The organism is Duganella rhizosphaerae (assembly GCF_040364205.1).
GTDB classification, from domain to species: domain Bacteria; phylum Pseudomonadota; class Gammaproteobacteria; order Burkholderiales; family Burkholderiaceae_D; genus Rugamonas; species Rugamonas rhizosphaerae.
The window spans coordinates 59862-71670 of sequence record NZ_BPWK01000001.1; the positions used below are offsets into that span (position 1 = coordinate 59862).

10 protein-coding genes are annotated in these 11809 nt (G+C 65.8%); 6 read left to right on the plus strand and 4 right to left on the minus strand.

Annotated elements, in window-relative coordinates:
• Positions 1 to 33: 33 nt before the first annotated feature.
• A complete protein-coding gene (locus RUGAMON1_RS00265; protein WP_445228621.1) occupies positions 34 to 1221 on the plus strand; it encodes a hypothetical protein in 1188 nt (395 codons plus the stop codon).
• 66 nt (positions 1222 to 1287) lie between these two features.
• Positions 1288 to 1737 (plus strand): Hsp20/alpha crystallin family protein, encoded by a 450-nt coding sequence (locus RUGAMON1_RS00270; RefSeq protein WP_445228622.1) that lies wholly within the window; start codon positions 1288 to 1290, stop codon positions 1735 to 1737.
• Here RUGAMON1_RS00270 and RUGAMON1_RS00275 read toward each other — a convergent pair whose 3' ends face one another.
• Complete coding sequence (locus RUGAMON1_RS00275; protein ID WP_445228623.1) at positions 1738 to 2508, minus strand: hypothetical protein; 771 nt, start codon at positions 2506 to 2508, stop codon at positions 1738 to 1740.
• Positions 2509 to 2626: 118 nt separating this feature from the next.
• Here RUGAMON1_RS00275 and RUGAMON1_RS00280 point away from each other — a divergent pair, with 118 nt between their 5' ends.
• From RUGAMON1_RS00280 to RUGAMON1_RS00295, 4 genes are all read left to right on the plus strand, one after another.
• Positions 2627 to 3466, plus strand: a complete 840-nt coding sequence (locus RUGAMON1_RS00280; protein WP_445228624.1) for a M15 family metallopeptidase — start codon at positions 2627 to 2629, stop codon at positions 3464 to 3466.
• A gap of 114 nt (positions 3467 to 3580) precedes the next feature.
• Positions 3581 to 7273, plus strand: a complete 3693-nt coding sequence (gene tssM, locus RUGAMON1_RS00285; protein WP_445229240.1) for a type VI secretion system membrane subunit TssM — start codon at positions 3581 to 3583, stop codon at positions 7271 to 7273.
• On the plus strand, positions 7270 to 8238 hold the full coding sequence (gene tagF, locus RUGAMON1_RS00290) for a type VI secretion system-associated protein TagF (protein ID WP_445228625.1): 969 nt from the start codon (positions 7270 to 7272) through the stop codon (positions 8236 to 8238). The genes tssM and tagF overlap by 4 nt, the downstream gene beginning before the upstream one ends.
• A 14-nt stretch (positions 8239 to 8252) precedes the next feature.
• The gene (locus tag RUGAMON1_RS00295) at positions 8253 to 9041 is read left to right on the plus strand and encodes an OmpA family protein (protein WP_445228626.1); all 789 of its coding nucleotides are present in this window, start codon (positions 8253 to 8255) and stop codon (positions 9039 to 9041) included.
• Positions 9042 to 9044: 3 nt separating this feature from the next.
• Here the strand turns inward: RUGAMON1_RS00295 and RUGAMON1_RS00300 are convergent, their stop codons facing one another.
• Genes RUGAMON1_RS00300 through tssJ form a run of 3 tightly spaced genes read right to left on the minus strand, consistent with a single transcriptional unit; the run spans position 9045 to position 11756 of the window.
• Positions 9045 to 9827 (minus strand): DotU family type IV/VI secretion system protein, encoded by a 783-nt coding sequence (locus tag RUGAMON1_RS00300; RefSeq protein WP_445228627.1) that lies wholly within the window; start codon positions 9825 to 9827, stop codon positions 9045 to 9047.
• Positions 9824 to 11167: a type VI secretion system baseplate subunit TssK gene (tssK, locus tag RUGAMON1_RS00305; RefSeq protein ID WP_445228628.1), complete on the minus strand. Its 1344-nt coding sequence runs from the start codon at positions 11165 to 11167 to the stop codon at positions 9824 to 9826. The genes RUGAMON1_RS00300 and tssK overlap by 4 nt, the downstream gene beginning before the upstream one ends.
• 13 nt (positions 11168 to 11180) lie before the next feature.
• Positions 11181 to 11756: a type VI secretion system lipoprotein TssJ gene (tssJ, locus tag RUGAMON1_RS00310; protein WP_445228629.1), complete on the minus strand. Its 576-nt coding sequence runs from the start codon at positions 11754 to 11756 to the stop codon at positions 11181 to 11183.
• Between the last annotated feature and the right edge of the window lie 53 nt (positions 11757 to 11809).

Genomic DNA, 11809 nt, shown 5'->3' on the forward strand with positions numbered 1-11809 from the left:
TTTGTGCCTTACCAATTTGATGGAATGGCGCAGATGATGAAGAGATTGCTTGCCGGGGTGGCGCTGGCATTGCCGATGACGGCCGGATGGTGTGCGAAGCCCTTGCCGGTGCAGGTACGCCTGACACACGTGGCGCCCGACACCTGGCGCGCCGACTACCGGTTTTCGCAGCCGGTGACGTCGATGCAGTTCGAGCCGGTGGCCGACTTCCGCAAAGCCGCCTGGAAGGTGTTGACGCCCGGCGTGACGCTGAGCACCGGCGGTGAGCATGACACGCTGGCCGCCGCCGACGGCAAGCCGCTGCGGCAGCTCAGCGTGGAAATCTCGACCTTCGATCAAATGATGGAGAAGCAATACCTCGCCATGGACCGCTTCTCCGACGGCGGTCGGCTCATCTACCTGGGCTTCCTGCAAGGCGAGGCCCGGCAGGGCAAGGTAGTGCGCGAGATCGCGGCCAATTTCACGCTGGAAGGCCTCGGCAAGGAAACCGTGCTGGTGCCGGCCACCCCGGCCGCGCCTTCCAACAGCGCCACGCCCTATGCCTACTTCGGCCCGCAGTCGCCGGTCACCGCCGGCGAGGCGCAGGTGCTGCTCGACCCCGGCCTGTCCGCGTGGGCCAGGGAAACCTTGCTCGACACCACGGCCAAGATGTCCACTTACTACCGCGCGGCGTATCGGCAAAAGCTGCGGCAACCCTTGCTGCTGCTGGTGGCCGTCAGCGACACCGCCTCGCCGGGCCTGTCGATCAAGGGCGGCGTGGTCGGTGCGCAGATCGTCTACCGCCTCGGCGGCACGGCCCTGATGACCGCCGAGTCTCCGAAGAAACGGGAGATGGTCGCCAAGGTCGTGGCGCATGAAATGGCGCATCTGTGGCAGAACAATGTACGCCGCGGCGGCATCAGCGCGCAGTCGCCGCCGTGGGTGCACGAGGGCGGCGCCGAAGCCATGGCGCTGGACGGCCTGCTGCGCAGCGGCATCTGGAGCGCCGAGCAGGGCCAGGAGTTCAGCGCCGCCACGCTGGACGAGTGCGCGAAGCTGGAACACAGCTTCGACAGCTATCGCGGCATCTACGCCTGCGGCTTCGAACGCTACAGCCAACTGAAGGTCGACATCGTGCCGCTGTGGCGCGACATGATCAGCGCCGCCGACAGCAAGGGCGAATTCTACAGCGAGGCGATGATCAACTCGCTGGTCGCGCGCGCGGGCAAAGCCGCGCCTTGATGTGCGTCAAACGAGGAATAGGGGCGCTTCGTATCATGGTAGTCCAGACATTTGAAGGAGGCTGCCATGGCTAACAGTTTGATGCGTCTTGATCCTTTCCGCGACCTTGCCCGTTTCGATCCCTTCCGCGACATGGATGACATGTTCCGCGACTTTGCGCCGGCGGCATGGCGCGGCGCCGACCTGGCGCCGCGCATGCGCATGGATGTGAGCGAGACCGACAAGGAGTACCTGGTCAAAGCCGAAATCCCGGGCGTGCAGAAGGAGGACATCAAGGTGGCCGTCAACGGCAACCAGGTGTCGCTGAGCGCCGAGGTCAAGGACGAACAGCAGGCCGGCGCCAACAAGGCCGGCGCGCTGCGCAGCGAGCGCTACTACGGACAAATTCAGCGCAGCTTCACGCTGCCGCAGGACGTGGACGACAATCAGGCGGAGGCCCGCTACGAAAACGGCGTGCTGCACCTGACCCTGCCGAAAAAAGTCGGCACCGGCGGCAAGCAGCTGTCCATCCAGTAATCAGTGCGAGGGGGCGTTGCACGCCGGGTCGGCATCCCAGCGGCCGGAGCAGATGCGTGAGCGGCACAGCATGCCCTCTATCAGTCCCAGCTGCTTGCAGCGCGCCAGCAGCTGCGCCGTGCTGTCGCCTTCCTGGCGTTCGACCACGTCGCGATTGCGCTCCGGCAGCACGGCCGTCGGCTTGTTCGAGTGCGCGACCAAAGCAGTGAGCAGGGCGACATCGGTATCGCCGGCAGCCGCTGCCGATGCGGTGACGGCGGGACGCGTCATCGGCAAGCGTGCAGCGGCGGTGCTTGCCGCGCCTGCCGGTCTGTGTGCTGTGCCGACCGCGCGTGGCGCTTCGGACCTTGCCAGCGTGCGCGTGACCGGCGCTGCTGCGGCGGATTGCGGGTGAGACGCCGGCGACGGTGACGGCCGGGCTATCGACTCATTCACGATTGCCGCCGCCTGGCCGGCCGGCGGGCTTGCCGCGGCTTGCGGCGCCTCTGCTTCCACTGGTCGCCGCTCGAAATGCGTGCGTACGCTGCTGCGGCTGCGCGAATATGAGCCTGGGGTGAGCGTGTCATCGTGCACCAGCCAGGCGACCGTGCCCATGGTCACCACCAGCAGGCCCAGGCCGATGGTCCAGCCGTCGACGGTCCAGCCGCCGGTGCGCGGCGGCTTGGCCGCCGTCTTCGGGCCGTGTTCCAGATGCGCCAGGATGCGCTTGCCGCCATCCGCCGCCGCGCGGTTGGAACTCATCAGGTCGGGTTTTTGTTTCGACGTATCCACGGTATTTCCTCCGAATTTGATCTGGTCTTTCACGCCGCTTGCTGGAGCGCCTACGATGAAGCGTTCTCGCACCTCAGTGTCCAATCTGCGGCGCGATCTTGCTTTGACGGAGCGCACCATGTTTCTCTTTTCAGTCTTGCTGTTTTTCATCTTCGCTTGCGTGGGCGCATGGCTGGCGCTATTTCCTGCGGGGCGAGACGTGGTGGCGCAGTCGATGTCGGCGATCGGCCGGAGCATTGAACAGGGACTGCGCGGCGGCTACCGGCAGGGCACGCGGCAGGCGGCGCAGGCGGGACGCAGCGCCGGTGGTGGTGTGCTGCGCGCGCTGAAGTTCTTGCAGCGCCGCTATCTATTAGTGCTGTCGGCCGCGGTGCTGCTGACCGTGCCGCCGATGCTGGCGCTGGTGCTCAGCGGCCGCAGCATGCTGGGCGGCTACGACAGCGACAGCCACGCCGTCAACGACCAGGTCGCGGATCTGCTGAAGGGCGAGCAGCTGGCGGCGCCGGCGCAGTTGCCGCCGCTGGTCTTCACGACGGCGGAGGTGACGCTGGTGCGGCCGCTGCTCGACGGCGCCAACCGCAACTGGCGGCAGCTCGATCCCGACTTCGCCCAGCGCCTGCTGCTGGTGTTCCGGATCATGAAAGAGAACCACGGCTACGACATGGCGATCCTGGAGGGATACCGCAGCCCGGAGCGGCAGAACGCGCTGGCCGCCGCCGGTCCCAGCGTGACCAACGCCAAAGCCTTCCAGAGCTATCACCAGTTCGGCCTGGCGGCGGACTGCGCCTTCCTGCGCGATGGCAAATTGCTGATCTCCGAAAAAGATCCGTGGGCGATGCGCGGCTACCGCCTGTACGGCGAGGCGGCCGAGGCGGTCGGCCTGCGCTGGGGCGGGCGCTGGACCATGATGGACTTCGGCCACACCGAGTTGCGGGTGGCCGGCACCGTGCGGAAATAGCGCGGCGCGGGGCAATAGTTGCGCAGTCTCAAGTAATCCCGGCTTTGTTGGTGGCAACATTGATCGGTCCGCTTGCTGCTCAGGCGCTGTCGTTCAAGCCGGCCTAGACCCATGATGCGAAGAATCTGGACCTTCCTCACCGATACCCGCCACCTGACCATCATCGGCCTGACTGCGATGGCGGCCCTGTTCTACCTCGGCGCGCAAGTGCTGGAGCTGGCCCTGATCTGGGCGCTGGCGGCCACCGCGCTGATGCTGTTGCTGGCCGGCGCGGTCTGGCTGTGGCGGCGCCGGCGCGCCAGCCGCGAGTCCGAACAGCTGGGCGCGGCTATCGGCGCCCAGGCCGCCGCCGAAGCGCCGGCGCAGGACCAGTCCGGCGCCGAGGTCAAACTTATCCGCGATGCCATGCTGAAGGCGATCGACACCATCCGCGGTTCGAAGATGGGCATCGTGTCCGGCACGCGCGCCTTGTACGAGCTGCCGTGGTACATGATCATCGGCAATCCGGCGGCCGGCAAGAGCACGGCCATCACCAACTCCGGCTTGCAGTTCCCCTTCGCCGACGGCAAGATCGTGCAGGGCGTGGGCGGCACGCGCAACTGCGACTGGTTCTTCACCACCGACGGCATCCTGCTCGACACGGCCGGCCGTTACTCGGTGCAGGACGAGCACCGCGCCGAATGGTTCGGCTTCCTGGACCTGCTCAAAAAATACCGCCGCCGCGCGCCCATCAACGGCATCCTGATCGCGGTCAGCATCGCCGAATTGCGCGGCGACGATCCCGAGCTCGGCATCAAGCTGGCGCGCAGCCTGCGCAAGCGGGTGCAGGATCTGATCGAGCGGCTGGAGGTGTTCGCGCCGGTGTACGTGGTGTTCACCAAGGCCGACCTGATCGCCGGCTTCGGCGAGTTCTTCGCGCGCGCCGAGCGCGGCGAGCGTGAACGTGTGTGGGGCGCGACCATGCCCTACAAGCGCAACACCGGCAGCCAGCAGATGATGGCCTTCTTCGACCATAGCTTCGATGAGTTGTGCGCCGGCCTGAAGGAACTGAGCCTGGCCAATATGGGCCAGCAACGGCGCGACCGCATGGAGCCCGGCGTGTTCACCTTCCCGCTGGAGTTCGCGACGATACGCGCACCGCTGCGCAGCTTTCTGGTCACGCTGTTCGAGGAAAATCCGTTCCAGTTCAAGCCCGTGTTCCGCGGCTATTACTTCACCAGCGCCTTGCAGGAGGGCGTGGCGGTCAGCGAACAGTCGCAGCGGCTGGCCAGGCGCTTCGACCTGTCGCTGCCGGATGCGCCGGCGGTCGCCGCCAGCGGGCAGTCGGGCTTCTTCCTGCTGAACTTATTCCGCAACGTGATCTTCGCCGACAAGGACCTGGTGTCGCAGTACGCCAGCAAGCATAAGGTCAAGCTGACTTACGCGGCGTTCTTCGCGGCGGCGGTTTTGCTGGGCGCGTCGCTGGGCGGCTGGAGCTGGTCGTACCTGGGCAACCGGCAGCTGGTCGGCAATGTACAGGCGGACCTGGACAAGGTGATCAAGCTGCAGGCCAATCGGTTGGACCTGCAATCGCGGCTGGAGGCGCTGGAGATCCTGCAGGATCGCATCGAGCAGCTGGATAAATACCGCGAAGACCGGCCATGGTCGCTGCGTATGGGCCTGTATCAGGGCGAGCTGCTGGAGCGTAAGCTGCGCGAGGAATACTTCGCCGGCGTGCGGGAGGTGATGCTCAAGCCGGTCGTCGCCAACCTGGAGACGCTGCTGTCGGAGATGAACGCCCATGCCGACCAGTTGCAGGCGCCTGGCGCGGCTGCGCCGGCCGCACCCGCCGCCGCGCCGGGACGCCAGTTCCAGGAAGCCTCCGCCGTCAACGTCGAAGACGCCTACAACGCCTTGAAGAGTTATCTGATGCTGGCCGATACCGCGCGTGCCGAACCCGGACATCTGAACGACCAGCTGACCCGCTACTGGCGCGGCTGGCTGGAAAACAACCGCGGCGCCATGCCGCGCGAGCAGATGATACACAGCGCCGAACGGCTGATGTCCTTCTACCTCGCGCAGATCGCCGATCCATCCTGGCCGCGCATCGAGCAGAAGCTGGCGCTGGTCGACCAGGCGCGCGAGAACCTGCGCCGCGTGGTGCGCGGCATGCCGGCCAGGGAGCGCGTCTACGCCGACGTCCGCGCCCGCGCCAACACGCGCTTCCCGGCGATGACGGTGGCGCGCATGGTGGGCGAGCAGGATCAGGCGCTGGTCACGGGAAGCTACGCCATCGCCGGCGCCTACACCCGCGAGGCATGGGAAAAGTATGTGCAGGACGCCTTCCGCGAAGCCGCCACGCACGAACTGCAAAGCGTGGACTGGGTTCTGAAAACCGCCGCCCGTGACGACCTGACGCTGGAAGGCAGTCCCGAACAAATCCAGAAGGGGTTGACCGACTTGTACAAGGCCGACTACGCGCGCGAATGGCAGAAGTTCGTCCAGGGCGTCACCATCGCCAACCTGAACGGCTTCGATGCGGCGGTCACCGCGATGAACCGCCTGGGCGATCCGCAGTCCTCGCCCATCGCCAAGCTGCTGACCACCATCCATCAGCAAACGTCCTGGGACAATCCGGCCATCATGAGCGCCGAGTTGAAGGAAGCGCAGACCGGTTTTGTCAACTGGGTCAAGAACAGCGTGCTGCGGCGCGGGCCTTCGCAAGTGAATGTCAATGTGCAGCTGGAGCAAACCCGCAGCGACAAGCCGATGGGGCCTATCGGCCGCGAGTTCGCCGGCGTTGGCAAGCTGGTGGCGGCCAAGGACAAGGATGCGTCGCTGATGCGCTCCTACATGGAGGCGCTGTCCAAACTGCGCAGCCGCCTGAACCAGCTGAAGAACCAGGGCGATCCCGGCCCCGGCGCGCGCCAGTTCATGCAGCAGACATTGGAGGGCAGCGGTTCCGAACTGGCGGACGCGCTGCGCTACGTCGATGAGCAGATGCTGACCGGGATGAGCGACTCGCAGAAGCAGTCCATCCGTCCCATCCTGGTGCGGCCGTTGATGCAGACCTTTGCCGTGCTGGTCGGACCGGCCGAGGCGGAGATCAACAGGACCTGGGTGGCGCAGGTCTACGAACCGTTCCAGCAATCGCTGGCCAACAAGTATCCGTTCTCGCCGAACGCCCGCATCGAAGCCGGCAGCGCCGAAATCGCCCAGTTCTTCGGGCCGGACGGCTTGATCGCCAAGTTCGCCACCGGCGCCATGGGGCCGCTGGTGCTGCGCCGCGGCGACGTGCTGGCGCCGCGCACCTGGGCCGACATGGGCATCACGCTGTCGCCGCAAACCGTGGCGCGTTTCCCTGGCTGGATCGCGCCGATAGGGGCGGGCGGCGTCGCCTCCTCGTCGGCCGCCGCGCAGACCATTTTCCAGATCCAGCCGATGCCGGCGCCCGGCACGCTGGAATACACGGTCGATATCGACGGCCAGCAGCTGCGTTACCGTAACACGCCGGCGCAGTGGGCCAACATGGTTCATCCCAGTCCGCAAGGGGCGCCCGGCGCGCGCATCACGGCGGTGGCCTTCGATGGCCGCAGCGTGGAGGTGTTCAACGAGCCTGGCCAGTTCGGCCTGAAGCGCCTGATCGACGCGGCGGCCAAGCAGAAGCGCGACGGCGGCGTGTTCGAACTGCGCTGGACCAGCGGCGCGATCACGGTGGCGATGGGACTGAAAATCATCAGCAGTCCTGACAGCAGCGGCGCGGCGCCGCAGGACCAGGGCTTCCGCGGCATGAAGCTGCCGGAAACGATAGTCGGAGCCGCGCCATGAAGCGGCCGCCGCAAGCCGCGCGCATCGGCTACTTCGGCAAGCTGCCTGCGCGTGCCGACTTTATCAAGGCCGCCGACAACCTGGCGCTGGCCAATCTGCTGGATGGCTGGCTGGCCGAGGTCATGAACCTGCTCAGCGTCGATCCTCGCTGGAAGCTCAACTACGACGCCATGCAGCCGCTGGATTTCGCCTTTGTCGGCACGCGCAGCAAGCGCGCGATCGCCGGTCACCTGCGGGCCAGCAGCGACCTGTCGCAGCGGCGTTATCCCTTCCTCAGCATGAGCGACATCGAGATCGACGATCCGCGCAGCTTCGTCGCGCGCAGCCCGCTGGTGCTGGCGCCGTTGTGGGAGCTGCTGGAGCCGTTGACCAACGACGTGTTCGACGCGGCGGAGCCGGAAGCCAGCTTGCAGGCGATGGCCGCCACCACCGTCCATATCGATCCGGCCGCCGCCGACCATCAGCAACTGTTCACCGACTTCCTCGACCGCCACAACGTCGCCGGTCTGGAGGCGATGCTGGGCCGGGCGTCGGTGCGGCGGATGATACTGGCGATCGGCCTGCTGCTGCAGCCGGTGCGCCGCTGCGGCGCTGCGCGCCTGGATAAGAGCCTGGTGCTGCCTTTGCCGCCGGCGCCGCGTCAGCGTTACCTGGTGGCGGCGTTCTGGCTCGATCTGATCGCGCCATTCTTGCAGCAGGCCGACTTTGAATTGAGCCTGTTCTTCGGTGAGCAGCGCGAGCAGTCGGTGCTGGTGGTCGGCTTCGGCGGCGCCGCGCCGGAGACGCTGCAGGCGGTGATCGACCCGCTGTATGCGGCCGAGCAGCAGATCACCTTCGAGTATGCGGGCTGGGTCGATGAACTGATCGCCGGCGATGCCAATGTGCAGAAGCTGTCGGCCTATCTGGACCAGGGCCAGTTGTCGCTGCGCTCGGCCCACGCGCTGTTCCACGAAACCTTTGCCTGATAAGGAGCCATGCGATGCGCCAGCGGATCCTCTGGCCGGCGGTGATGCCGGCTTTGCTGTCCACCTCACTCTATTGCGCCGCGCAGGCGCCGCAGCCTGCCACGCCCAGGCCGGGACAGATACTGGTCAGCGGCGCCGTGCCGGACGAGTCGAGCAAGGCCGCCATGCTCAAGCGCCTGCGCGACCTGTACGGCGCAGACCGCGTGGTCGACCAGATCGCGATCTCGCCGGTGTCGCTGCCGCCCAACTGGAACGGCTACGTGCAGAAGCTGATCCAGCCGAACCTGAAGCTGATCAGCAAGGGTGAGTTGAAGATCGACGGCACCAACGTCACCGTGCGCGGCGAGGTAGCCAACGAGGCGCAGCGCCAGCAGATCGCCAGCGACATCGCCACCAGCCTCAATCCCAGCTACACGGTCAACAACGGCTTGCGTGTCAGCGCGGCGGAGCAGAACCTGCTGGATGAAACGCTGGCCAAGCGCATCATCGAATTCGAGAGTGGCAAGGCGACGCTGACCGCGTCCGGCAAGGGCATCCTGGACGAGATGGCGGCCGCGCTGCAAAAGGTCAAGGGCAAGAAGGTGGAGGTGATCGGCCACACCGACAACGTCGGCCTTCGGGAGAGTAACCTCGCGCTCAGCCAGGCGCGCGCAGAAGCCGTGCGCACCTACCTCGCCGACAAGGGGATTCCGGCGGAGATGGTCATGGTGTCGGGGCAGGGGCCGGACCGCCCGGTGGCCGAGAACAGCAACGCGGGAGGCCGCGCCCGCAATCGGCGCATCGAGTTCCGCGTTGCCCAGTGAGGTTCAAGGCAGTGTGATCGTCACGTAGGCCGGACGCGGCGCCAGCTTCACCAGGTCGCTGTAGCCGGCCAGCGTGTTCTGCGTCGAATGCGACAGCGACGATGACAGCCCGATATAGGCGCTCAATCCGATCAGCGCGAACACCGCGGACATGGCCCACAGCGGCGTGTTGCTGCGCAGCTTGTGGACGATCTGGTCCGGCCGCTCGGCCTGCGGCGCGAAGCCCTTGCTCTTGCCCTGGATGTGGGCGATCTCGTCGCCGACCCGCGCCGTCATGTAGGCCAGCTTGTCGCCCGAATCCAACGCGTACTTGCCGCGAAAGCCGATCAGCAGGCACATATGGAACACCTGGAGCGCCGGCAGGCGCGCACCGCCGCCGCTGCGCAAGGCTTCGAGGCGGTCGAAGAAGTGTTCGCCGGCCAGCTGGTCGCCGAAGATCACCAGTTGCAGCGGGCGCCGCTCCCAGGCGACGCGGATCGGGAAGGTCGACGACAAAATAATCTCGTCCAGCGCCGCGCAGAAAGCGTATTTGGCGGCGTCGATGTCCTCGCCCTGGGCGCGCAGCTTGCGCGCCTCGCGGTCGAATTCCGCCAGGTAGGCGGTGACGGTGTCGAGGAAGGGCGCCTCGCCCGGCGGCACACTGCCGTTCTTCAGCATGAACAGCAGGTAGAAGCCTTCCTGCAGCAAGTCCACCAGCGTTTGTACATGGCCATAGCCAGGCTGCTGCTGACGGCGCTGGCCGCCCATCAACGTCGGAATGGCGCGGCGTTCGACCGGGGGCGTCATGCTGTCACCGCAATCAGGCCAAGGCGCAGGTCGCGTATGCCTGCCGGGACGTAGATCGAAATCGACTGCGCCTTCAACATCTGCTCATACAGCATGCCTTTGCCTTCCAATGCGAAGTAGTAGGTGTCCGGCTGCACCGGTATCGCTGCGGGGACCTGCGGTGCGTGGGTGATTTTCACGCCGGGCATGGCGGACAGTACGCATTTTTCCACGTCGTCCGGCGCGCCGACCTTGACGCGCAGCGGGACGATTTCCACCAGCTCCAGTGCCGACAGCGATGCGCTGACCGCCAGGTACAGCGTGGTGCGCTGGTCGATCTTGCCAGAATCGAGCTTGCCCAGGTGGTAGCTGGGTTTGTCCTCCGTCAGCGCGATCGAGAAGTATTTGGTCGAGATGACCGTGTCCAGCAAATCGCGGATGATGTGATCCAGTCCGGTGAAGCACTGTGCCAGGTCGTCGTGCCGGTAGCTGGGCAGGTGCGTTAGCGAGTACTGCTTGGAGTAGGTCATCATGGCGCCGGCCAGTGCAAGCAGCGCTTCGAACAGCCGTTCGGGATGCAGGTCGGGATTGCGAACGTAATGCATCAGCGCCGCGGCGGAGGTGCTGACCGTGTGCAGCAGCCAGAAGGACGAAACGTCGCCCGAGCGAAACTCGATCACGTTGCGGCTAGGTTCGCGCATATGGCCTTGCAGCGATTGCACCTTGGCCTGCAAGGCGTCCATCAGGCGGTCCAGCAGCGCCTTCAGGCCTGGCGCGCTGGCGATCGACACCGCCGGTGGAATGAAGTGCGGGTCCGGCTCGAAGCCGCCGGTGACCACGCGCCGCAGGCGGATCACTGGAATACAGTCGAAGGCGCCCAGCGGCTCCTGGTCCGACACCAGACGCGCGGATTTTTTCAGGTAGCTGACATCTGTGCCGACGGCCTCTGTGTACAGGTCCGCCGTTTCGCGCGTGATCTGGCGGTAGCGCGCGCCGTTTTGCTGCTCCTCGATCGCGGCGTTGCCACCGCCAGGCGATAGCGTGGGCAGGGCGATATAGAAGGTCAGCTCCTGTAAGGTCGCCGGCAGCATGGACAGGTCGATGGCCACGGGCAGAGGATCGCTGGCCGGCGCATCGACGATTTCGCCGTCGTGGAAAATCGCCGACAGCGACTGCAAGCGCAGGCGCTCGGTCTTCAACGCATCCAGGTCCCATTCGATTTTGCGCACGCCCCACAGATACGGATGGAGCGCATGCGCGGTCTGCTGCAATCGGGCTTCGTGATACCGGTCCTGCTGCTGGAAGTGTTGCGGCCGCAGGAACAAGCCTTCACCCCAAAGAACCTTGGACGGAATACTCATGCTGTCTCCAATTTTATTGACAACGGACAGAGGCCAACGGTTTGCCGGCCTCGCTGGAAGCTGCGGCGCCGGCGCCCACGCTCATCGCGCAGGCGTGCAGGCCGACAGTGATGCCGGATTGTTCCGCATCGTTGGCGGCGAAAGCCAGCCGCCAGCGTTGTTCGGCGGGTGAGCGGAACAGCGCAACCACGCCGATGAAGTAGGCCTCGCGCGTGACCTTCTCGACGATCTCGTAACGCTGGCCGGGGATCAACATCACCTCCTTGACCTCCAGCAGATCGTTGCCGAGCAATTCGCGTTCTCCTTGCGCGCTGAGGAAACCGTTGAATGGCATCTGCTGAAACGCCGCCGTCTGTCGCAATTTATAGATCCGCGCCGCCAGCGCTAGCGGCTGGGAACCCGCGCCGGCATTGAGGTTCTGACTCGCGTGCAAACGGATCGCGACGCTGCGCGGCGGCTTTTGCGCATCCGGCAGCTCGGGCGGTTTGCGGATGCCGGCCATCTCCATCGCCGCGCCGGCGATGGAACCTGCGGCGCAGCCCTGCAACGTCAGCATCCCTGCGATCACGATAGTCTTCTGCGTTTTCATATTTTCTCCAAGCGATTCAGCCATTAGAGCGAAAGGCGCGCCGCAGAAAGTTG

What these genes read in the sequence shown, in the direction of transcription:
- RUGAMON1_RS00265 (WP_445228621.1), top strand. Translation starts at nt 34, where the DNA reads ATGATGAAGAGATTGCTTGCCGGGGTGGCGCTGGCATTGCCGATGACG.
- RUGAMON1_RS00270 (WP_445228622.1), top strand. Translation starts at nt 1,288, where the DNA reads ATGGCTAACAGTTTGATGCGTCTTGATCCTTTCCGCGACCTTGCCCGT.
- RUGAMON1_RS00280 (WP_445228624.1), top strand. Translation starts at nt 2,627, where the DNA reads ATGTTTCTCTTTTCAGTCTTGCTGTTTTTCATCTTCGCTTGCGTGGGC.
- tssM (WP_445229240.1), top strand. Translation starts at nt 3,581, where the DNA reads ATGCGAAGAATCTGGACCTTCCTCACCGATACCCGCCACCTGACCATC.
- tagF (WP_445228625.1), top strand. Translation starts at nt 7,270, where the DNA reads ATGAAGCGGCCGCCGCAAGCCGCGCGCATCGGCTACTTCGGCAAGCTG.
- RUGAMON1_RS00295 (WP_445228626.1), top strand. Translation starts at nt 8,253, where the DNA reads ATGCGCCAGCGGATCCTCTGGCCGGCGGTGATGCCGGCTTTGCTGTCC.
- RUGAMON1_RS00300 (WP_445228627.1), bottom strand. Translation starts at nt 9,827, where the DNA reads ATGACGCCCCCGGTCGAACGCCGCGCCATTCCGACGTTGATGGGCGGC.
- tssK (WP_445228628.1), bottom strand. Translation starts at nt 11,167, where the DNA reads ATGAGTATTCCGTCCAAGGTTCTTTGGGGTGAAGGCTTGTTCCTGCGG.
- tssJ (WP_445228629.1), bottom strand. Translation starts at nt 11,756, where the DNA reads ATGAAAACGCAGAAGACTATCGTGATCGCAGGGATGCTGACGTTGCAG.